Genomic DNA, 22,662 nt, shown 5'->3' on the forward strand with positions numbered 1-22,662 from the left:
GTTCCGTGCTCCTCGCCGAGCGTTGTTTGCGGCTCGCCGAGCGGAGTCGAGGTGTTCTCGTTACGATGCGACCGCGGTGACAGTTGTCTGTGTCGGGGTGGCGGCCGTCGAGTAGACGGGGAACGTCGACGTGGACGATCTGGATCGGCGCGGGTTCCTGAAGTCGGCGAGTGTCGCCGTGTTGGGCGCGGCCGCGTTCTCAGCGGCGGGCGCCGCGGCGGCCGATGGGCGACGGACGTCCGACGCGGTCGGCTTTCCCGTCCGATTCGACGGCCCGTTCGCGCACGGTGTCGCATCGGGCGATCCGATGGCCGACCGCGTGATCGTCTGGTCGCGTGTGCACGACCGCGGTGAGGTGCCCGTCGACTGGGCTGTCGCGACCGACGCGGCGATGTCGAATGTGGTGCGGTCGGGGACTCAGACCGTCCGAGCCCGACACGATTTCACGATCAAGGTGGACGTGACCGGCCTGCAGCCTGCGACGACGTACTTTTACAGATTCGCCGTCGGGTCGGAACACTCGGTGATCGGCCGGACGAGGACGGCGCCCGCCGGCGATGCGGAGCACCTCCGCCTGGCGGTGATGAGCTGTACAAGCTTGTGGTCGTCGTGGTGGTCGGGGCTCGGGCACGTCGCCGACCGCGACGACATCGACCTGGTGGTGCACCTCGGCGACTACGTCTACGACTTCGTCGACAAGGACGAGCAGATCCGGTCGCGTGACAGGTTCGCCGATCTGACGATGCCCGACAATCGGGATTGGCGCGACCTGGCCGAGTGCCGTCGTCGCTACGCCTTCTGGCGCAGCGACGCGAACTTGAATCGGGCTCACCAGCGTCACCCGTGGGCGATGGTGTGGGACAACCACGACCTCGATCCGGAGTTCGGCAACGAGTTGACGATTCCCGGCATGGGTCGCGTCGAGTCGTCGACCACGGTGCACGACACGGCGCGCGTGTTCTACGAGTGGACGCCGACTCGCCCGCCGAGGGCCGACGGTTCGGGCGAACCGCTGCTCGTGGACGACGGCTCGTATCCGGCACCCGCCGATCCGCTGTTGATCTACCGCCGACTGCGGTTCGGCGCGCTGGCCGACATCCTCCTGACCGACACCCAGTCGTTGTTGCCCACCTATGACCTGCCCGTCGACAGTTCGCATCTGAAGGGCGACCCGAGCCTGCTGGGTCGTCGTCAGTTCGAATGGCTCAGCTCTGCCACCGAGGAGTCGATGCGCGACGATGTCCGGTGGCGGATCATCGGCACGCAGACGGTGATGTCACCGATTGACATCCCCGACCTGGGTAAGCCCGGGGACCTGCCGAAGTTCGGACTGTCGCGGTGGTCGAAGTATCCCGCCGAGCGCGAGGCGATCGCCGATCACCTACGATCGGGAGGCACATCGGGAAAGCGCATCCGTCGGAACATCGTGCTGTCCGGCGACACCCACACCAATGTGGGATCGGACTTCGTGGGTACCGCCGAGCTGATGCAGCGCTACGAATCGGGCCCGATCGCCCACAATCCGCGACGCGGTGCCCAGCCGGGCAATCCGGCGGCCGGAACTCGCCGGGCGACCGTCGGCGGGCTGCGCGATGCGGCCGTTGCCGTGGAGTTCGCGCCCTCGTCGATGGGTCGTGGCGGGTTCGACGACCAGATCGGGTCGGCCATCGGCCAGTCCGGCCGACCGTCTGCCGAAGCCGCGACGATCAGCTTGGAGGCGTCCGACGCCATCCTGTCGGCCAACCGGAACCTCCAGTTCATGGACGGCACCGAGCACGGGTACGGCATCGTCGACCTGACCCACGACCGGGCGGTCTTCGAGTTCTGGTGGCAGAACAAGTACGTGCAGAACTCGCCGGATGTGCTCGGGTTCCAGATGATCGCCTGGGCCGAGAACGATCGGTCCGCTCGGCCCGCGCGGCACACCGATCAGATCAACGACGTCCGCCATTTCGGCCTCCCGACGCGGCCGACCCACGCGTGACCCACTCACGCTGCCGCGTCGGCGTGAGACGTCAACGTCCTGCGGGCGTGCGACCTGATCGGCCGCGTGCCTCCCGGTTCGATGAACCACGGGTGTCCGTCGTCCCCGATGAGCACCTCCCACTCGCTGTTGTGAACAAGCGTGTGGTGCATCCGGCACAGCAGCACTCCGTTCCTGACCGACGTGTCGCCGCCCTCCGACCAGGGCACGATGTGGTGCGCGTCGGTCCACGACACCGGCCGCCCGCACCCGGGGAACGCGCATCCGCAGTCCCTGGCAGCCAGCGCCTTCCGGATTCCCGGAGTCATCAACCGGTGCTCCCGACCCACATCCAGCGGGACGCCCTCTCCGTCGACGGCCACCGCCGAGACCGCTGATGAGCAGAGCGCCAAGCCGACGGTCGCTGAGCCGACCGGCCCGGTGAACCCGAGCCTGGCGACCCCGTCACCCGGGGTTCCGGTAGTTGGGATGATGAGCGATACGTGCGGCAGGACGCCGCCGCTCGTGGGGCGTTCCGATCCCGCGAGGTAGGTCCGGATGATCTGTCCGAGAGCATCGGCCCTCCGCTGGGCGGTGGACCGCGGATCCCTGGATCCGTCGGGTTGCGGTACCGGCCGCATCAACGGGTCGAGCGCCGCGGACAGCTCTTCCCCGGTCAGCGCATCGAGGCTGATCGACGAAATGGTCCGGCCCTCGTCGTCCGAGGTCAGCGTCATCTCGTTGAGTTCCGAGTTCTCTGACGCCGGAATAGCGTCCGGATCGTCGGACTCGGCCGCAAGACGAATCCCCTCGGCCTTCGCGGCCGCCTTCACCTCACCCGGTGTGAAGTTGAGCAGCAGCTTGCGCGCCAGAGTCTGCTTCTCCACGTTGTCGAGCGGGACACGCTTGTCGACAGCGGCGACACCCCGCCCGACCTCGTCGGCCATCTCCGGCGACAGATAGCCGTCCCGCATCCCTCGGCCCACCGAGTCGAGCCTCTCGGCGTGGCGGCCATTGCGAACAGTACGGTGCGCAACGGCCGGGGCGACGCCGATCTCCACCAACAACGACGGCATCGACAATCGTTTGCGGACCGGGATCCCCACCCGATCAGCGGCCCTGACCAACAACGCCTGAGCGCCGGCCAGGACATTCTGGGCCCGGGCGACCTCGACTATCGCCGACAGGATGTCGGCGTCGTCGACCCCTACCCGTGAGGCCCGGTCGAGAAGGCACGCCAGGCGAGGTGAGTCTCCGGACTCGGCCTCGGCGGTGGTGGCTGGTGCGAGTTCGTCGACCAGGTGGTCGGTGAAGTCGCGGATAGTGGTCGCGAACATGGTTTCCCCCTCCATGAGCTGCGGATAGAGCAGTAGAGCACGACCCATCGACCCGCGACTCTGCGGTGTCGGTGGGCGACGGTACGGTCACACCATGTGCCGGAACTACCTGGTTCCGGGTGCCAGTCGGCTGCGCCCGCAGTCCACCGCCTGCCTGGTACCCCCTGTGGGGTCAGGTGGTTCGGTTCGCCCGGACTGGGCGCTATCGAATTGTCAAAGGACGTGCAGCTCCTCGCGCCACCGAGGAACTACGTTCATGATATGGATCACCTCTGACAAAAACGTATGTTCGACGTGTAGTCCGAACAGATGAACATTGAACTGAGGGTCTGATGTATCAGGACATCGGTGACACGCCTGCTCAATTTCGCATCCCATTGGGCGACAGACATTTTCGGTAGATGTTCGTAGTCTCGACGGATGCGACTTGGTAGAACCCTTCCCGTCTTCGCCGCCCTCGCCATCGCCGGTTCGCTCGCCGGTTGTTCATCCGATGGGAGCCCGCGACGCGCAGACGATGCGCCGCCGACCGTCGCGAGTGCGCCGGGCTCGACGACGACCATCACCACGACCACCGCACCGGCGGATCCATCCGCATTGACGTTCGGCGGCACGTCCGCGATCCAGGCCGGAACTACTGAGGCGTCGCTGTCGACCGTCGGCATCACTCCGTCTGCACCGAAGGAGCACGGCTGCAACACGTACTCGATTCCGGGCGCGTCATCGCTGAAGGCGATCGCCGCGCGCGGCAAGGTGCTGGGCGTGTTGGCGGCGAGCCAGGGCGGTTCGTCTTCGGTGCACACCGCGGAGGGCGTGAGGGTCGGTTCGACGGCGGCGGAGGTACGCCAGGCCTATCGGGGAGCCCAGTTGACCGAGTCGTATCAGGGCTTGGCGTCGACAAACGTGATCCTGGCGACCGACAGTGCGGGTCAGGCGATCGGCTTCGAGTTCGAGGGCAACAGCGACGCGTCGAATCACGTCGATGATTCGTCGACGGTCCGCAGTATCCGTGCGGGCACTCCCGACCTGGCGCGGGGTTTCGAGGTCTGCTCGGGTTGACGCAGGTCGATGCTTCCGACGCCGCTCGCTAAGGGCGGACAAACCACCTACTGAGTGGGACCATCATTCGGTGACGACGCACATCGACGTTTCAGTCCGCCAGTCCCGCGTCCGGGCAGCCCTGGCCGCGGTGCTGCTCATCGCGGGCCTCCTTCTCGCACCACTCGCAGCGATTGGTTCGTGGGCGCGCGTGCATCTGGTCGACACCGATCACTTCGTCTCCACGTTCGCGCCGCTCGCCGACGACGAGGCGGTGCAAGACTTCGTCGCCGACCAGATTGTCGGTCAGGTGGAGCAGCAGGTGGATCTGCCGCGGGTGGTCGGCAACCTATTCGCCCGCATTCCATCGGATTCGGGGCCGACGGCCGCGCGCGCCGCAATCGACGCGCTGCAGGGACCCGCCGTCGCTGGAATCCGATCGCTGTTGGCGACGACTGCGGACCAGCTGGTCCGCAGTGAGCAGTTCGCGGGCTTGTGGAAGCAGAGTCTGCGCGTCACGCACCGAAACGTGACCGCGGTCCTCAACGCCGATCCTGATCATCTCGTCCAGCTCGCCGACGGCGGCGCGTTGACGCTCGCCGTCGACCCGATGATGGAGTCGATGAAGGCCACACTCATCGACCGAGGCTTGACCTTCCTCGACCGGATCGACATCAAAGTGAGGCCGATCGTTCTCGTCGAATCGAGCGACCTCGACACCACACGGACCGCGTACAAGGCAGCCACCGTCACCGGCTTCTGGCTGCCCATCGCATCAGCCGCCCTGCTGGTTTCGGGCGTGCTCGTCGCCAATCGTCGACGACGCGCACTGACCATCACCGCCGCCCTATTCACCGTACTTTTCGTCGCACTCGCGGTCGGACTGCACTTCGCGGGCGTCACCTTCGTTGACGCGGTGAGCCCCGACCATGCGCCGGTCGGTGTCGCCGAAACTGCGTGGGCGCACGTCACCGACCTCCTGGTGTCCTCCGTCCGGGCGCTGGCCGTGTTGGGTGCGATCCTCGCGATCGCGTCCTGGTTCCACGGGTCGTCGCGCATCGCGACCGCATTCCGCTCCGTGTCTGCGATCGGGTTCGAGCGCCTGCGCGCAGCCCTCGACGCGAACGGCGGCGATACCGGCCGGTTCGGCAGGTTCGTCAATCGGCTTCGTCCGACGATCATGGGCGGTGCAACCGTCGTCGGCCTCGTCTTGCTGCTCGTGTTCCGGCCAGTGACGTTGAGTTCCGTCGGATGGCTGTTCGTCATGCTCGCGGTCGTCGTGGTTATCGTCGAGCTCGTCCGTCGGCCTCCCGTCACCCAGCCTAAGGACGCCGCAGCCGCTGAATAGGCATTCAAACCTCGGTGGCAGACCTGGCTACTCGCGGAAGTCGAACGAGCGCACTTTGTCGGCGTGGACGATCACGATGACCGCGCCGTCCTCGGTGCTGTTCTCCACGTAGGCAGAGCCGACGTCCGGACCGAGGTAGCGGACCGCGAGTCGCTGCAGCACGGCAATGTCCGGCGGCAGAAACGTCACCCGGCCCTCAAGACTCACGTATGAGTACCCGTCCGTCGCCTGCTGGACTGTGTACGTGGCGCGCCCCGCCTTCCGCAGCAGCTTGGCCTTCAGCGAGTCCTCGTCCATCCACATGAACACGTCCCCCGCATCGTCGACGTCGTACCAAATCGGAACGGCGAGAGGCGGATTCGACTTCCGTTCGATCGCCAGAACACCCACGTGGGGGTCCCTGAGAAAGGAGTTGATCTGCGGTGCGGTCATTTCCGGCATGGAGTCCCTTTCGATGCGGTTCCGGTTCGATCATGCCCACAAATCGCGGCTATCGTCCGCCGAACGGCTCGCTCGACGCCGCGGTCATCTACCCAAGCCGGCCGTCCGCGGCCGCTCCGGATACCGCAGTCACCTCGATCGCTGAGCGATGCGCAGAAACTTCGGTTGCAATCCCGTCCGCGAACTCGGCCAGGCGAGCTGTGTTTTCGTCGTCAAACGTGAATCCGTCAGGCACCTGGATAACCGCGCTCCGGCGGACCACCTCAACAAGGTCGATTCGATACTGCGGCATCTCGCACCTTTCTCACACACTTGATTGTGCGGCGCCGGCCACCTCGCCGGCTAGACCGGGACGCACGAAGCCGGCTACGACTTAGAGACATGAAGCTTCTCGTTCCTGCCGCCGCCAGGCTCTTCACTGCACTCGAGAACGCCATCGACGCAGAAACCGAAGCACGCAGACGCATCGACAGCCTTGCTCCGGCCACGCTCCTCATCCTCATGGACGCGCACGGATGGCACGAGATCGTTGTGGATCCCGAAGCCCGGTCATTGATCGAACAGGTCATCAACGCCGACGGATCAGATGTACACCTGTCCGACGATGACCTCGATAAACTCAACGATGAGGCTGTTGGGATCGTCGGGCAGTGCCCACTCTGTCTGTTCACCTTTCGCGACGGCCAGTACCGGGTCAGCATCGGGGAACTCGAGACCTGGCTCAGTCAACGCCAGTATGTCCGACGTCAGTGACAGACTGTGTCCTGTGGAACCCGGCATCTACGAACGCCTCGTGACAAAGTCGCTGCAGACGGCACTTGCGGCAAGCCCATCAACATCTAGTTTCGTGAACGTCGATCCCGCCGACGCGCCGCACGTGCTCGCGCGACACGTCAGCGAGTCGGTATTCGCGGCGCTGTCAGCCACCAAGTCGTCCGACGAACGGATCGCCATCGCCGACCGCGTGCTCGCTGTCCTCGACGCAGCCGGTGAGTCGCCCATCGCACCGCCAACACAGCTCACCCGAATCTTCGTCGAGAATGCTCCGGACGTTCGCGACCGCACCGCGGTCCGTCCAGAGACACCACTGTCCGACGTTGCACTTCTCACCAACGCCGGCAACGGGGAACCGTCCATTGGACATGACCTCCCTGCAGAAATTGAATCCGCTGACCGAGTCGACCTCGTGTGCGCTTTTATTCGGTGGAGCGGCGGGCGGATTCAGGTGGCTAGCGCAACACTCCGAGGAGAGGAGTTTGCTGTGCCAGATCGGTTTCCATGGGAGGTTCGCTCGGCTGTCTTGACGGCGCTCATAGAGGGCGGCTCTGGCCGTGACGTTTCCGCCTCGTTGAATGTCGGATTGGCGACGGTCCACAAATGGGCCCATCGCGCTGGACTTCGGTACCACTTCGGCAAGACTGGCGGTGTGATTCCAATGACTGCCGGTCAAGCGACCGGCGAGGTTAAGTATCGGCGACTCACGCTCGCGGACCGTTCCTTCATCGAAGCTGGACTTGCCTGCAGCCCGCCCCTGTCGATGCGCAAGATCGCGGCCGAGCTAGGAGTCGCGCCATCGACAGTCTCCCGTGAGATCAAGACGCGCCAGCAACTCAGCTATAAGGCTCAACCTCACTATCACGCGGCAGCGGCGCACTATGCCGCGGTGGCTGATCGCATAAGACCGAGGGTGGTGAAGCTCGAAGTCTTTGGTGAACTGCGAAATGAAGTTGTGAAACGGTTGAACGACCGACTCTCGCCGGAGCAGGTCTCAGCCGAACTCCGGAAAGAGTTCCCTGACGACCCGGAGATGCATGTGTCGCACGAAACGATCTACCAGGCCCTCTACGTGCAAGGACGAGGGGCGCTGCGGCATGAACTGACCGTCGAGAAGGCCCTGCGCTCGGGACGAGCGGTACGCAAGCCACGCTCGAAGCTGCCGGCCGCGACCAATAGACCGTGGCTTGAAGGAGCCCGCCTCACAGATCGCCCCGCCGAGGCTGCCGATCGAGCGATCCCAGGGCACTGGGAGGGGGACCTGGTTATCGGCTCACGGAACAGCGCCCTGATTAGCTTGGTCGAACGCCGCTCGCGCTACACCCTTGTTGGACGTCTGGTCGACAACCGGCTGGCGCTAACCGTTGCCGAAGTCCTCCAGCAGATGGCAGTGCGTGTACCCGACGCCCTGTTCAGCACGCTCACTTGGGATCAGGGTCCGGAGATGTCTGAACACGCTCAATTCACCGTGGCAACCGACTGCAAAGTGTTCTTCTGCGACCCCCACTCGCCCTGGCAGCGACCCACCAACGAGAACACCAACGGACTGATCCGAGACTTCTATCCGAAGGGCACCGACTTCAACACGGTCAGCGACGAAGACTTGTACGAGATGGAACGCCTCCTCAACCGCCGCCCCCGGAAAGTCCTCGGATGGAACAAACCCCGAGAGGTACTCTTCGAGGACATCACAGGTGTTGCGCTAGCCACCTGAATCCGCCGCGTCCGCTTGCTCGAAAAGGAACTTCAAGGCCTCGCCGACGCGGGGAAACCGTTTCGCATCATCACGACGACATACCTCGGGTCCACCGAACGCGACGCTCTTGATCGGATGGTCCATCGATTCGGAGCCGAGGTTCGCGTTCAATACGATCCGCTTCGAACTCGACTCCATGCAAAAGCGTGGATGTTTCACCGCGATAGCGGATACGACACGGCATACATCGGGTCATCGAACCTGTCGAACGCCGCTCTTATCGATGGGGTCGAGTGGAACGTGCGGCTTTCCCGCATTGCCACGCCAAGCCTGCTCGACCGCTTCGAGTCTACGTTCAGCACCTATTGGAACGACGACCCTGCATTCGAGGAATACTTACCCGACGTGCACCGTGACCGCCTCGACGACGCACTCCGTGCATCGGCCGCCGGCGGGACGACCGATCGTGCAACCCTCAGTCTGTCCAACTTGGACGTCAGACCCTATCCGTATCAGCAAGCAATGCTTGAGGAACTATGGGCCGAGCGAAGCGTCCACCACCGGACGAAGAACCTGATCGTCGCCGCCACGGGTACCGGAAAGACAGTCCTCGCGGCGCTCGACTACCGGCACTTGGCCGAGGGAGACGACCAACCGCCTCGTTTGCTGTTTGTTGCTCACCGCAAGGAGATCCTCGACCAGAGCCTTCGCACATTCCGGGAAGTCCTCGGCGACGCCAACTTCGGGGAGAGCTGGGTCGGCGGTGCACGACCAGAACGGTGGAACCAGGTCTTCGCGAGCGTACAGTCGATTACTTCCTACGGAGTAGACAAGATCCCCTCAGGTCACTTCGACATTGTCATCATCGATGAGTTTCATCACGCCGAAGCAGCAACCTATCGCAAGGTCCTCGGCCACCTTCAGCCTCGCGAACTGATCGGACTTACTGCAACTCCGGAACGGGCCGATGGAGTCGACGTTCGAGCATTCTTCGACGGCCGGATCGCAACAGAGCTTCGGCTCTGGGACGCACTCGGAGCACAGATCCTCTGCCCGTTCCACTACTTTGGCATTGCCGACGGAACTGACCTGTCGAGGGTGACATGGGCAAGGGGCTGCTACGACGCAGCCCAGCTCGAGCAGCTCTACATGGGCGACGACTCACGAGTACGCATGGTCTTGGCTGCAATCGCGGACAAGATCGTCTCACCGTCATCCATGCGCGCCCTCGGGTTCTGCGTCAGCGTCGCCCACGCCGAGTACATGGCCGACAGATTCACCTCGGCAGGAATCCGCGCTGTGGCAGTCCACGGCCACACAAACCCAGCAGATCGTGCGACTGCAATCGCAGACCTTCGAACTCGGAACGTCAACGTCATCTTCTCTGTCGACGTCTTCAATGAAGGCCTGGACATCCCCGACGTCGACACGATCCTCATGTTGCGCCCCACGGAAAGCGCAACAATCTTCCTTCAGCAGCTTGGACGAGGACTCCGCAGCCGCCCGGACAAACCCGTCCTCACGGTGCTCGACTTCGTCGGAGTCCAGCGCGATGAGTTCCGCTGGGACCGCCGGATCCGGTCGATGACCGGTCTGCCACGCGGTAAGATCATCGATGCCGCCAGGAATCGGTTCCCGTACCTTCCGTCAGGGTGTCGAATCGTTCTGGACGAGCAGACACAGGCTTCGGTGATCTCAAACCTCAAGAACCAACTGGCAATGCGGTGGCCCGACATGGTGTCCGAACTTCGCAACATTGGCGACGTACCGCTCAGCGAGTACCTCGACGACACCGGCCTTACCCTTGTTGACGTCCTCAAGTCCGGCAAACATCGCGGGTCGTGGGCGAAGCTTCGACGCGACGCGGGGTTGATCAACTCCACCCCAAGCGAGATCGAGGCGCACACACTCAAACGCATCAAAGCGTTTGCCCACGTCGACGATGGTCTGCGAGCCCACACCTACCGGTCGTTGCTCACCACAAGCGAGTTGTCATATGACACTCTGGATGACCAGACTCGGCTTCTCGCTCGAATGATGCACTTCAGCGTGTGGCCGAGTGGTGGCGGCTACGCAACATTCGACGCCGGTCTCCAAGCCCTACGAGCAGACGTCACGATCCAACGAGACATTCTCGACGTTATCGATGTCGCGTTCGGCGATGCACGCCATGAAGCCCATCCACTGGATGGTTCTCTCTCACACCTTCCACTGCGCGTCCACGCTCGATACTCCCGCGAGGAGGCCCTCGCCGGACTGGATTTGGCATCGTTTGACTTCAAGCCAAGCTCCTTCATGGAAGGCGTGAAGTACGTAGAGCACCTGAATGCCGATGCGCTCTTCATCAGTCTGCAGAAGACTGAAAAGTCATTCTCCCCTTCGACCATGTACCGCGACTACCCGATCAGCCGGACGCTCATCCATTGGCAATCCCAAAACAAGACATCGCTGAGATCGCCTACCGGCCAACGCTATGTCAACGGAACGTCGACGATCCTCGTATTCATTCGCCACACCACCTCCAACGAGCTTGGACCAAACCCGTACACATTCCTCGGCCCCGCCTCGCTCGTCAGCCACGAAGGGGAACGACCGATCTCCATTACGTGGAAACTCCACCGCGAGATGCCAGCGGAGTTCTTCAACGAGGCGAAGGTCGCTGCCGGCTGATCACTCCCCCGCCGCACTCCACTTCTCAACCACAACCGCCGGCGGGACGTCAGCGACCGCGATCCCCTTGATCTTCTTCGGCTTCTTGCCGATCGCGATCGGGTCCGCATCGAGCGAGACGTCCTCATACTCGACGTCGTCATCGACGGGCTCCTCGACCACCACCACGGGGATCTCACCGGTGTCGGTGAGGTCGTCACCGAACAGCGACGCGTCGTAGTCCATGCCGAGGTACCGGCGCCAGGCGTTCTCGTCGCGGAGCAGCTCGCCGTCGGCGAGGGCTGCGGTCTCCGCGGCGCGGACTTGATCCATGAGTGCGATCGCGCGGCGCCGCAGGTCGTCTTCGACGCTGGTCGACGCATGCCTCTTCAGCGGCACAGACACCGCGTACAACGACGGGCTGATGGCCGCGACCGGGAAGTCGACGCCTGCGAGTCGCTCGAACACCTTCTGGACCAGCGCGAGGGCTGGTTGGGTGGTCACGATGCCGTCGAGAACACCACCGCTGGCGCGTTCGGAGGCCTTCGCGGCCTCCCACTCGTCGATCTGCCGTTCCAGGTCGGCGTGCTCGCCGTCGAGCACGCCCGGCGTACGATTCGACACCTTGTCGATGAAGCTCTGCGCGACGTCGTCGATGTCGAACGCGTCGACCGCCGAGTCCTCGGCGATCCGCGCATGGAACAACACTTGAAGGAGCAGGTCGCCGAGCTCGGAGCGCAGCTCGGCTCGCGTCCCGGACTCGATCGCGTCGAGCAACTCGTAGCACTCCTCGAGCAGATAGCGCCGAAGGGAATGATGCGTCTGCCGCTGCTCCCACGGCCCGGTACGACGCAGCCGATCCATCAGGTCGACGGCACGCAACAGCGGCGCACCGCGCTCCACCTCCCCTTGAATCACGCGTTCACCCGCCGCGAGACGCGCCCGCACCGCCGGATGCGTCGGATCGGACGTCACCAACGTCTCGAGCCGTTGCTCGTCGCCGCCGACCAACACGTAGTCGTGCAACTGCCACAACAGGTTCGGGTGCACCTCCTCGGTGACGGCAACCGCCGTCGTCAGGAGCGCGACGGCGCCTGCGGGCACCATGTCGGGCCGCGACGGGTCGAGCAGAACGACGGCCATGGGCTTCCCTCCGTGCAGACTTTCCGGTACCTGTCGACCCTAGTCGCCCGACCGCACCGACCAGCACTTCGTCGACCGCGACACGCACTATCGTCGACGAATGGAGCTGCGCCACATCAGGTACTTGCTCGCGGTCGCCGATCACGGCACGTTCACGCGGGCCGCCGAATCCCTGCACATCTCCCAACCCACCCTGTCACAGCAGGTCAGGCAGCTCGAGAAGTCACTCGGCGCGACCCTCATCGACAGGTCCGGACGGACCGCGCGCCTCACCGACGCCGGCGAGGCGTACGCGCACCACGCCCGGCTCGCCCTCCGCGACCTCGACGCCGGACGACGCGCCGTCCACGACGTCGGCGACCTGACCCGCGGACATCTGCGGATCGCGATCACTCCCACGTTCACCGCATACCTCGTCGGCCCGCTCATCGACCGCTTCCACACCGCCCACCCGAACCTCACGCTCACCGTCCGGGAGACGACACAGGACATCATCGAAGCCGACCTCGCCCTCGACCGCCTCGATCTCGGGATCGCGTTCGCAGGTGGACACGCGCCCGGCATCGTCGGGCGCGTCCTCTACACCGAGCCGCTGAGCCTGGTGGCGAACAGCGGACACCCGCTCATCGATGAGACATCCCGACTGCCACTCCCCCGCATCGTGGAACATCCTCTCGTCCTGTTGACGGGCGACTTCGCCACTCGACGCCAACTCGACGATCATTTCGCCGCACACGATGTGGAGCCGCGGATCGTCGTCGAAGTGAGTTCGGTGAGCGCCGTCATCGAGGCGGTCCGCAGCTCGCGCCTGATCACCGTCCTCCCCGACGCGATCACCCGAAATCATCCTGAACTGGTACGGATTCCGTCGACGCCGCCCATGCCGACGAGAGACGTCACGCTGCTGCGCCGTGACGCCGACTACCAGTCGAGCGCGTCGCGCGCCTTCACGTCGATCCTGCTCGACGGCGTCGCGGAGCACCTCCGGCAATAGGCCACAACTATCGGGAGTATTGAATCTGCGACTTCGACGCCATACGCGAAATTCCGTATCGTGGAATTTACCACGAAGCAAGCAGCTCCCTCCCCGTCACGAAAGGCCCCACTCATGAAGCTCTCACGCATCCTCGCCGGCACCGCTGCCGCCGCCCTGATCGCCGTCCCGCTCGCCGCCTGCAGCAGCAGCGACGACACCGCCGCACCGGCGACGTCGAGCGTTTCCGCCCAGGACATGACGCCGTCCGCGATCCTGTCGTCGACCGCGTGGGAGACCACCGGCGCAAAGAACCAGGACGGCAAAGACGTTCCGCTGACCGGCAAGTCGGCGTCGAACTACGTCGGCTTCGCCTACTTCAACGCCGACGGCACGTTCACGATGTACACCCTCGACGACGCACCGAAGATGCAGGGCGACTGGACGGTGTCCGAGGACGGCAAGACCCGCACCATCGTCTCCAAGGACGACAAGGGCGCCGTCAAGTTCACCCGCGACTCCGAGATCATCACCCTGACCTCGTCGGAGTTCACCTACCGCACCTACCCGGTCGAGGGCGACAAGTCGACCTACGTCGACATCATCCACACCCCGACCACGCACCAGCAGCCCAGCGTCTAGCCCCCGAGCGCGGCGAGGACAGCGCGGAGGGCCGGATCGTCCTCCGCGCTGCGTCGCCACACCGCGTACACCTCCCGCCGCGGCGCATGCCGCAGCGGGAGGATGGTCACACCGTCCGGCGGCGTCGGCCTCGCCAGTCGCGGGATCAACGCGACCACCCCGCCCGAGGCGACCAACGCCATCTGGGTGCTGAAATCGTCGACGGAATGCACCACGTCCGGGTCGATGTCCCGCCCGGCGAACATCCGCCGGAACCACTGATGACAGACGGTGCCCGGTGGACTCGTCACCCACCGGCAGTCGTCGAGCAGATCCAACTCCAGCGGTCCGTCGACGGTGGCGAGCGGATGTCCCGACGGCACCGCGAGATCACCGACGTCGGTGTGCAGCAACGTGGGCCGCACGCCTGCCGACACCGGAGTCGGCACCCCGTCGGCGTCGTGCACCAGCGCGAGATCGGCGCCGCCCGACTCGACTGCGTAGACGGCAGGCACCGGATCGGCCTCCGTCACCTCGATCCGCAGGTCCGGGTAGTCATCGAGCAGCGACGGCAACACCGGAGCGACGATCCCCCGGACGGCCGTCGAGAACGCCACGATGTGGAACCGCCCGCGTGGCACCCCGGCGTCGGCCGACCGGGCCGCCGACACCGATCGTTCCAACGCCTGGACCACCATCGGCGCGGTCTCGACCAGCGCCCGGCCCGCAGGCGTGAGGATCACCCGTCGCCCGGCGGGCGCGATCAGCTTCACACCGACCTCCGACTCGAGCCGTTTGATCTTCTGCGAGATCGCCGACGCCGTGTAGCCGAGGTCGTCGGCGGCCCGGTTCATCGTCCCCAGATCGGCTAGCGCGCGCAGCGCCTGCAGCCCAGACACATCGATCATGAAGCGATCGTAAACGTTGACGACAAAAACTGTTCGCTTGTCGTGGACGGTTGGAGGCCGGACCATAGTGGGTATGACGACACCTTCAGCACTCGCGTTCGGCACGAACCTGGTCGCGATGCCGACGCCGATGAATCCCGACTTCTCCCTCGATGACGCCGGGGTCGCCGCGGTGGTGAGGCATCTCGTCGCGACCGGGTGCGACGGCGTCGTCGTCGCCGGCACCACCGGGGAGTCGCCGACCCTGAGTGAGGACGAGCTCGTCCGCCTGATCGGCATCGCCGTCGACGCCGCGGACGGACGGGCGAAGATCGTCGCGGGCGTCGGCACCAACGACACGATCTCCAGCGTCCGACGTGCCCGCCTCGCCGCCGACGCCGGGGCCGACGGCCTGCTCGTCGTCACCCCGTACTACTCGCGCCCCACGCAGGCAGGCGTCGTCGCACACTGTTCGGCGGTCGCCGACTCCACCGACCTTCCGGTCATGCTCTACGACGTCCCGCACCGCACCGGGCTGGCGATGACCGCTCCGACGCTCGTCGAACTCGCCGCGCATCCGCGGATCCTGGCCGTCAAGGACGCCACCGGCGACATCCCGCGCGCGCTCTCGATCATGGCGACGTCGACGCTTGAGTTCTATTGCGGCAGCGACGAACTCAACCTTCCGTTCCTCGCGGCAGGCGCCGTCGGCATCGTCAGCGTGGCGGGCGCGATCATCGCCGCGGACGAGGCCCGACTCATCGCGGCCGTCGCCGCGGGCGACCTCCTCACCGCCCGATCGGTCAACGCGTCGATCATCGAAGCAGCCGCCACTCTGAACGGCGCCGCCCCCGCTCCGGTCACCACCAAGCTCGCTCTGCACGCACTCGGCGTGATCGCGTCCGCTGCCGTCCGCCCGCCGCTCGCCCCGGCGACGGCCGATGAGACCGCCGCCGTGCTCGCCGTCGTCGACGCTCGCGCCACGACGTCGGCGTAAGTGGGAATGACGTGATTTCACGCTCCCAGCGTGGCCCCGGTCACCTACGAGGAACGCACGTGCGGAGTCCGCAATAGGCGTGTGCGCGACGGTGGTGCGGTTTCGACACGACACCTCGCCTAGCGGCTCGGAGTCGGCTCAACCACCGGAGGCACGACCCGCTCAACCACCATGAGGGAACGCCCATCCGGACACCATGCGGGGAGGACCCGCTCGATCGTCGTGCGACCCGGGGTCGTCGACATGGTGATCGAGCCGACCGAGCGGCAGCGAGTGTCGCGTCGAGATCCCGTACCGAGCGTCAGTTCTCCAGCGGCATGATCGCCTGGAGGAAGGTGACGAGGTAGTCGACGAGATCGGTGTCGCGGAGCCGCGCCGATCCGACGCCCGCGGTGCGCGGGATCGGGAGTGTCACGACGTGGGTCGTCGCGCGGTAGTTGGCCGACGAGTACATCCGCTTGAGGCGGACCTGTTGCGAGTCGAGCAGCAGCATCGGCGCCACCCGCACCGACTGTCCCGCGAGTCCGACCTCGGTGATCCCGCGTTCCCGGCACCGGAGCCGCAGTCGCGCGATCGCGACCAGACGCTGGGTCTCCTCCGGCGGCGGGCCGTAGCGGTCGTTCAGTTCGGCGACCACTTCGTCGACATCGGCGTCGCTTCCCGCGGACGCGAGCTTTCGGTACGCCTCGAGGCGTAGCCGGTCGGCTTCGACGTACTCGGTCGGGATGTGAGCGTCGACGGGCAGGTCGATGCGGACCTCGGTCGACTCCTGCGTCTGCACGGCCTGACCGTCCGCCGCCGCCCGGTACGCCTCGACGGCCTCGCCGACCAGGCGCACGTACAGGTCGAAGCCCACGCCGGCGACGTGACCGGACTGCTGGGCGCCGAGGACGTTGCCCGCGCCGCGCAACTCCAAGTCCTTCAACGCGACGGCCATGCCTGCGCCCAGCTCGTTGTTCTGCGCGATCGTGGCGAGCCTGTCGTACGCGGTCTCGGTGAGCGGCTTCTCCCCGCTGTACAGGAGGTACGCGTAGCCGCGCTCGCGAGAACGTCCCACGCGACCGCGGAGCTGGTGCAACTGCGACAGGCCGAAGTTCTCGGCGCGGTCGACGATCAGGGTGTTCGCGTTGGAGATGTCGAGGCCGGTCTCGATGATGGTCGTGCAGACGAGGACGTCGTACTCGCGGTTCCAGAACGCGTCGACGGTGCTCTCGAGCTGGTCCTCGCCCATCTGACCGTGCGCGACCACGACCCGCGCCTCGGGCACCATGTTCGCGATGTCCTTGGCGACCTTGTCGATCGTCGACACCCGGTTGTGCACGAAGAACACCTGACCGTCGCGCAGCAGTTCGCGGCGGATGGACGCGGCGACCTGCTTCGCCGAGTACGCGCCGACGTACGTCAACACCGGGTGCCGCTCCTCCGGCGGTGTGAGGATCGTCGACATCTCACGGATCCCGGCCATCGACATCTCGAGGGTTCGCGGGATCGGCGTCGCCGACATGGTGAGCACGTCGACGTGCGTCCGGAGCGACTTGATGTGCTCCTTGTGCTCGACGCCGAACCGCTGCTCCTCGTCGACGATCACCAGACCGAGGTCCTTCCAGCGCACACCGGTCTGCAGGAGACGGTGGGTGCCGATGACGACGTCGACCTCGCCCTCGGCCATCTGGGCGAGGGTCTCCTTCGACTCGGCCGCATCGGTGAACCGCGACAGTCCACGGACCTTCACGGGGAAGCCCGCCATGCGCTCGGTGAACGTCTGCAGGTGCTGACCCGCGAGGATCGTCGTCGGGACGAGGACGGCGACCTGCTTGCCGTCCTGTACCGCCTTGAACGCGGCGCGGACGGCGATCTCGGTCTTGCCGTAGCCGACGTCGCCGACGATCACGCGGTCCATCGGGACCGGCTTCTCCATATCGGCCTTGACCTCGGAGATGACCGTCATCTGGTCGACGGTCTCGGTGTAGTCGAACGCGTCCTCCATCTCCCGCTGCCACGGGCTGTCGGGACTGAACGCGAAGCCCGGGGCCGCGTGACGCGCCGCGTACAACTGCACCAGCTCGCCCGCGATCTCGCGGACGGCCTTGCGCGCCTTGCGTTTCGTGTTCGCCCAGTCGGACCCGCCGAGCTTGCTCAGCGACGGCTGTTCACCGCCGACGTACCGCGACAGTTGGTCGAGCGACTCCATCGGCACGAACAGGCGGTCGCCCGGCTGGCCGCGCTTGCCCGGCGCGTACTCGATGACGAGATACTCGCGACGGGCCCCGGAGACCGTCCGCTCGATCATCTCGACGAACTTGCCGATGCCGTGCTGATCGTGGACCACCATGTCGCCCGCGGTGAGTGCGAGCGGATCCACCTGATTGCGCCGCTTGGCAGGCAGACGACGACCGTCCTTGACTCCGACGACGCGGGCGCCGGTGATGTCGGCCTCGGTCGCGACGACCAACCGAGCCGACGGGAAGACGACGCCCCGCCGCAGCGTGCCGTGGTAGACGCCGACTGCGTCCGACGGCGGCTCCTGTCCCTCCTCGACGAGGCGGGCGGGGACGTCGGCCTCGCCGAGGCGTTCGACGAAGCGCAGCGCGGTGCCGCGTCCGGCCGCGACGACGGCGGCGCGTCCACCCGCCGCGACCTGCGCCCGCAGCGACTGCATGAATGCGGCGAGTTCCTTCTCGTCGCCGTGCGGGGCAGGACCGGGCGCGACGTCGAGGACGAGCTCGTCGCCTACGCCCGTCGACAGCGGCGACAGCGTCCACCACTTGTGACCCGCGTCGATCGTCGCCGCTTCGACCTCGTCGACGGGCCGGTAGGCGCTCGCCGTGAGGTCGATGGCACGCGCGTCGACGGGCGCGTCCGCCCCGAGCGCCGCGGCGTTCCACGACGCCTCCAGGAACTCTTCGCCGGTCCGCGCGAGGTCGACCGCGCGGGTGCGCACCTTCTCCGGGTCGAGGATCAGGACGCGCACGCCGTCGGGGATCACTTCGGTCAGCAACTGCATGTCGCCGTCGACGAGAGCCGGGATCAGGGCCTCCATACCCTCGACGGGAATGCCCTCCGCGAGCTTGGTGAGCATCTCGCGCAGACTCTCGTCCGACGTCGTCTCCGCCAGATCGGCGGCATTGGCGCGCACCTGCGCGGTCAGCACCAGTTCACGACAGGGGTGGATCTGCACGGCCGACGCGTCGATCTCGGCCTGCGTCCGCTGGTCGGCGACGGAGAACGCGCGCATGTCGGTGATCTCGTCGCCCCAGAACTCGACGCGCACCGGATAGTCGGCCGTCGTCGGGAAGACGTCGAGGATGCCGCCGCGGACCGCGAACTCGCCGCGGCGACCGACCATGTCGACGCGCTCGTACGCCATCTCGACGAGTTGTTCGATGAGGTCGTCGAACTCGAACTCGGCGCCCTCGCGCAGCGTCAGCGCTCGCAGCGCTCCGAGGCCCGGAGCCATCGGCTGCACCAGCGAACGGACCGTCGTGACCACGACGTTCAACGGGTCGTCGCCCGGCGACGCCAACCGATGCAGGACTGCCAGACGCGCTCCGACCGTGTCGGCGCTCGGCGACAGCCGTTCGTGCGGCAACGTCTCCCACGACGGGAACTGGGCGACGCCGCTGCGTCGAGGCAGCAGCTCGCTCAGTTCCTTCGTCAGATCGTCGGCCTCACGTCCGTTGGCCGTCACCACCAGTACCGGAGCCGCATCGAGGTCGGCCAGCGCGGCGACCAGGAACGGTCGCACCGCATCCGGAGCGCTCACGTCGAGACGCGCCCGACCCGCCCGCTCCCGCACCGACGCGAAGGCGTCGTCGGCGAGAGCGAGCGGAGTCAGGGCAGACAGGGACGATTCGGAAGTCGACACTCGGACTATTCTATTCGGCCCCTCCGACAACGCCGACCCGGCAGACCGCACCAGGTTTCGACACGACTCCGCCAGGGCTCCGTCGGCTCAACCACCATCACCGAACAACGTCTCCCCGAGGTACTCCCGCGCTCCGGGGAGCATCGCGTACACGGCCGACCCGATGGGCGTGGTCCATTCGTTCAGCGCGTCGGCGTCGGAGAGACGTTGCTGCACCGGAACGTACTGGACCACCGGGTCCCGCTGGTAGGCGGCGAAGATGAGGCCGCTGTCGGGCGGGACGTCGTAGTTGTACGGTCTGCGCAGGAACTGTTCGCGATCGGACCGCTGGTGCGCCCTGGCGATGTGCGACGACTCCGGGATCACCGGAATGCCGCCGCGCGTCGCCGTGAACACGGGCTGATCGTGCTCGTTCGAGCCCGTCAGCGGAGCCCCGTTGTCGAGGGTCCGTCCCGTCGACAGTTCGCGGCCGTGGCGGTCGAGCGCCTCCCACGTGTCCATGTTCATCGCGATGCGACGCAACACCAGAGACGTGCCGCCCGCCATCCAGCCCTGCTCGGAGCCGTCGTCCCACACGAGGTCGTCGTGGCGGTCGTCGGCGGGCTGCACGGTCCCGTCCACCTGCCCGAACAGGTTGCGTCCGTGATGGAATCCCTGTTGGACCCACCGCAACCGAGTGCGTCTGCGGACCGGCGCGGTGATCGCCCGGACCGCATGCGCGAGGGTCATCGGATCGTCGGACGCAACATGGACGACGACGTCGGTCTGCCCCCACCTCTCCTCCAGCCTGTCGATCGCGAACGCGGGCAGCGGTCTGAGCCACGAGGGTCGTCGCCCCGCCAGAGCGGGCGAGGTGAACGCGCCCCGTCCCAGACCGACGGCCACCGACAGGCGGGCAGGCGTCGACGCCAACTCCGGTTCGGTGTCGGAGAACCCCGCCTTCCCCTGGGTGAGGTTCGCGGCGTCCTGCGACCACATCCGCAGGATCCCGCGCAGCGCGTCGTGGTCGGACCGGTCGAGCAGATCGAGACCGATGAAACTCGCATGCGTCTGCATCGGGGTGACGATCCCCGACTGGTGCACGCCGAAGAACGGCAGCGTCGACGGCTCAGGCTGAGCGTCCTCGCGTGCCAACCCGACTCCGGCGGCGGCCGCACCGACGCCGAGGCCGGTGAGACCGAGTCCGCCGGTCAGCAGTGTTCGACGTGAAACACGACTCACGAGTGCGTCGACGGCGTGTAGTTCTCCTGGTTGCCGTCGAAGTCGCGGGCGATGGCGTCGATCCGAGTGGTCGAGCCGTCGGCGAATCGGACCGTGATGGTGACGGTGTCGCCCGCCTTCACGGGCTTCTTGAGACCCATGAACATGAGATGCTCGCCGCCGGGGTCCAACGTCAGCGATCCCTTCGCGGGAATGACGAAGCCGCCGGCTTTGGCCCTCATCGTCGTGGTGTCGCCCTCGGTGACCACCTCGTGCGGTTCGACGCTCTCGGCGACGTCGCTCGACGCCGAGACGAGTCGGACATCGGAACCGGACGAGTTGGCGAGCACGCCGAAAGCGGCGGTCATGCCGCTGTCGGCGGCCTTCACCCACGGTTGGCCGACGCTGATCGCGTCCGCCTCGCTGGTGGTGGCATCGGTGGAATCTGTCCCGCACGCTCCGAGCAGTGCGGTGGATGCGACGGCGGCTGCCGCGAATGCGGTCAGGCCGGCCGAGCGCAGGATGTGGCGTCGCGCCATGATCTTCTCCTGAAGTCAGCAGAGTGCCTCGCCCCGCGCGTCGAGAGCGCGAAGCGAGTCGAATGTCGTGGGTCAGGCCCCGACCGGTGGACCGCGGATGCCCGCGCAGGAGTCGCGGCCTCGGGTCGTCGCGGGCCGCGTCGCGGATGTGTGCGGCACCGCGGTCAGGACGTCCGGCCGACGGAAGTGCAGGAGACGCCGCAGGTCGGCCAGGCGAGAACCCACCGCGCGCTCGAGCCGTTCGGCGACGACGAGCATCACGACGGCGACGGGCAGGGCGATCGTGTGCCATGCCGCCATGCGGGCGTCGGGCAGGAGCGGGGAACCGTGGCCGAGCAGCGACATCACGACATGCGCGACGGCCTGCCCGATCACGAGCGCGGCGGCGGTCCCCGTCCAGCCCACCGCGATACGACCGGCGGACCGGCGACGTTCGGTGGTTCGGACCTGTCCGGCTCGGACGACGCCGACGGCGACGGCCATCGCCGTCACGATCACGAGGTGCGCCGTCGACAGGCCGTGCCCTCCGCCGAGCGAGTGCGCGGCGACGCCGAGGACCGTCGAGGCTCCGGCGGCGAGCACACCGTGAGTCGCCGGATGCACCGACGACTCAGCAGTGTTCCCGCGCCCGGCCACGATCAGTCGTCGGCCAGCGACAGCTGCATGTAGACGCAGCCGAGCCAACGGTCGAATTTGAAGCCGACGCCGGACGACCGTCCGACCTCGGTGAAGCCAGCACGTTCATGGAGACGGATCGAGGCCGGGACTTCGTCGGAGATGACGGCCATGATGGTCCGCACCGCCGCCGGGTCGGACGCGTCGATGAGCGCCTGCAGGAGCCTGGTGCCGTGTCCGCGTCCCGCCGCTTCCGGACGCAGATAGATGCTGTTCTCGGCCGTCCACCGCCAGCCGGCCTTGCCTCGGTATGTCCCGAGATACGCGTAGCCGAGCACGCCCGGCATGACGTCGGGGTCCTCCGCGGCCAGGAACGGCCGCCCCGCCGCCCGGACTGCCTCGAGCCGTGCACTCCACTCGTCGATGCCGGGGGCATCGTGGTCGAAGGTGGCGACGGACGTCTCCACGTAGTGCCGGTAGATCTCGGCGAACGCCTCGCAGTCTGCGGGTTCGGCGGCGCGGACGGTCAGCATGCCGTTCATTGTCCCGCATGAACGGCCCACTACGCTCTAGTGA

At 66.3% G+C, this 22,662-nt stretch carries 17 protein-coding genes and 1 pseudogene; 9 read left to right on the forward strand and 9 right to left on the reverse strand.

All coding sequences use genetic code 11. The features are described from left to right. The first annotated feature begins 130 nt into the window (after positions 1-130). The gene (locus GYB83_RS06480) at positions 131-1,984 is read left to right on the forward strand and encodes an alkaline phosphatase D family protein (RefSeq protein ID WP_161894739.1); all 1,854 of its coding nucleotides are present in this window, start codon (positions 131-133) and stop codon (positions 1,982-1,984) included. Positions 1,985-1,989: 5 nt separating this feature from the next. Here the strand turns inward: GYB83_RS06480 and GYB83_RS06485 are convergent, their stop codons facing one another. Then, positions 1,990-3,300 (reverse strand): HNH endonuclease signature motif containing protein, encoded by a 1,311-nt coding sequence (locus GYB83_RS06485; protein ID WP_161894740.1) that lies wholly within the window; start codon positions 3,298-3,300, stop codon positions 1,990-1,992. Positions 3,301-3,720: 420 nt separating this feature from the next. Here GYB83_RS06485 and GYB83_RS06490 point away from each other — a divergent pair, with 420 nt between their 5' ends. Together GYB83_RS06490 and GYB83_RS06495 are read left to right on the forward strand one after the other, a co-directional pair. Beyond that, complete coding sequence (locus GYB83_RS06490) at positions 3,721-4,359, forward strand: hypothetical protein (RefSeq protein WP_161894741.1); 639 nt, start codon at positions 3,721-3,723, stop codon at positions 4,357-4,359. A gap of 70 nt (positions 4,360-4,429) precedes the next feature. Next, positions 4,430-5,686: a hypothetical protein gene (locus GYB83_RS06495; RefSeq protein ID WP_161894742.1), complete on the forward strand. Its 1,257-nt coding sequence runs from the start codon at positions 4,430-4,432 to the stop codon at positions 5,684-5,686. 27 nt (positions 5,687-5,713) lie between these two features. On the opposite strand, the gene GYB83_RS06500 is transcribed toward GYB83_RS06495, so the two are convergent. Then, positions 5,714-6,076: a pyridoxamine 5'-phosphate oxidase family protein gene (locus tag GYB83_RS06500; RefSeq protein ID WP_443093430.1), complete on the reverse strand. Its 363-nt coding sequence runs from the start codon at positions 6,074-6,076 to the stop codon at positions 5,714-5,716. A gap of 432 nt (positions 6,077-6,508) precedes the next feature. Here GYB83_RS06500 and GYB83_RS06505 point away from each other — a divergent pair, with 432 nt between their 5' ends. The 3 genes and pseudogenes from GYB83_RS06505 to GYB83_RS06515 form a co-directional block, all read left to right on the forward strand. Continuing rightward, positions 6,509-6,880, forward strand: a complete 372-nt coding sequence (locus GYB83_RS06505; RefSeq protein ID WP_161894744.1) for a hypothetical protein — start codon at positions 6,509-6,511, stop codon at positions 6,878-6,880. A gap of 13 nt (positions 6,881-6,893) precedes the next feature. Next, positions 6,894-8,615 carry an IS30 family transposase gene (locus GYB83_RS24075; protein WP_371865010.1) on the forward strand — a complete coding sequence of 574 codons (1,722 nt, stop codon included), beginning with the start codon at positions 6,894-6,896 and terminating at the stop codon, positions 8,613-8,615. Positions 8,616-8,624: 9 nt separating this feature from the next. After that, positions 8,625-11,267: pseudogene (locus GYB83_RS06515) on the forward strand (DUF3427 domain-containing protein); the annotation flags it as partial. Here the strand turns inward: GYB83_RS06515 and GYB83_RS06520 are convergent. Beyond that, a complete protein-coding gene (locus GYB83_RS06520; RefSeq protein WP_161894745.1) occupies positions 11,268-12,389 on the reverse strand; it encodes a nucleoside triphosphate pyrophosphohydrolase in 1,122 nt (373 codons plus the stop codon). 100 nt (positions 12,390-12,489) lie between these two features. Between GYB83_RS06520 and cynR the strand changes: the two genes are divergently transcribed. Both cynR and GYB83_RS06530 read left to right on the forward strand, forming a co-directional pair. Beyond that, positions 12,490-13,383: a transcriptional regulator CynR gene (cynR, locus tag GYB83_RS06525; protein ID WP_161894746.1), complete on the forward strand. Its 894-nt coding sequence runs from the start codon at positions 12,490-12,492 to the stop codon at positions 13,381-13,383. A 114-nt stretch (positions 13,384-13,497) separates the two neighbouring features. After that, positions 13,498-14,004 (forward strand): DUF4822 domain-containing protein, encoded by a 507-nt coding sequence (locus tag GYB83_RS06530; RefSeq protein ID WP_161894747.1) that lies wholly within the window; start codon positions 13,498-13,500, stop codon positions 14,002-14,004. On the opposite strand, the gene GYB83_RS06535 is transcribed toward GYB83_RS06530, so the two are convergent. Beyond that, positions 14,001-14,891, reverse strand: a complete 891-nt coding sequence (locus GYB83_RS06535) for a LysR family transcriptional regulator (protein WP_161894748.1) — start codon at positions 14,889-14,891, stop codon at positions 14,001-14,003. The two genes, GYB83_RS06530 and GYB83_RS06535, sit on opposite strands and share 4 nt — an antisense overlap. A 73-nt stretch (positions 14,892-14,964) precedes the next feature. Between GYB83_RS06535 and dapA the strand changes: the two genes are divergently transcribed. Continuing rightward, positions 14,965-15,867: a 4-hydroxy-tetrahydrodipicolinate synthase gene (gene dapA / locus GYB83_RS06540; RefSeq protein ID WP_161894749.1), complete on the forward strand. Its 903-nt coding sequence runs from the start codon at positions 14,965-14,967 to the stop codon at positions 15,865-15,867. 301 nt (positions 15,868-16,168) lie between these two features. Here the strand turns inward: dapA and mfd are convergent, their stop codons facing one another. The 5 genes from mfd to GYB83_RS06565 all read right to left on the reverse strand — a co-directional run bounded on the left by mfd (position 16,169) and on the right by GYB83_RS06565 (position 22,619). Further along, on the reverse strand, positions 16,169-19,732 hold the full coding sequence (gene mfd, locus GYB83_RS06545) for a transcription-repair coupling factor (protein WP_161894750.1): 3,564 nt from the start codon (positions 19,730-19,732) through the stop codon (positions 16,169-16,171). An 87-nt stretch (positions 19,733-19,819) separates the two neighbouring features. Next, a complete protein-coding gene (locus tag GYB83_RS06550) occupies positions 19,820-20,953 on the reverse strand; it encodes a Dyp-type peroxidase (RefSeq protein WP_161894751.1) in 1,134 nt (377 codons plus the stop codon). Next, entirely contained in the window at positions 20,950-21,471 is a 522-nt protein-coding gene (locus GYB83_RS06555) for a copper chaperone PCu(A)C (protein ID WP_161894752.1), read from the reverse strand. The genes GYB83_RS06550 and GYB83_RS06555 overlap by 4 nt, the downstream gene beginning before the upstream one ends. Positions 21,472-21,543: 72 nt before the next feature. After that, a complete protein-coding gene (locus GYB83_RS06560; protein ID WP_161894753.1) occupies positions 21,544-22,074 on the reverse strand; it encodes a hypothetical protein in 531 nt (176 codons plus the stop codon). A gap of 35 nt (positions 22,075-22,109) precedes the next feature. Beyond that, the gene (locus GYB83_RS06565) at positions 22,110-22,619 is read right to left on the reverse strand and encodes a GNAT family N-acetyltransferase (RefSeq protein WP_161894754.1); all 510 of its coding nucleotides are present in this window, start codon (positions 22,617-22,619) and stop codon (positions 22,110-22,112) included. Positions 22,620-22,662 lie beyond the last annotated feature (43 nt).

It is taken from the genome of Gordonia spumicola, assembly GCF_009932475.1.
GTDB classification, from domain to species: domain Bacteria; phylum Actinomycetota; class Actinomycetes; order Mycobacteriales; family Mycobacteriaceae; genus Gordonia; species Gordonia spumicola.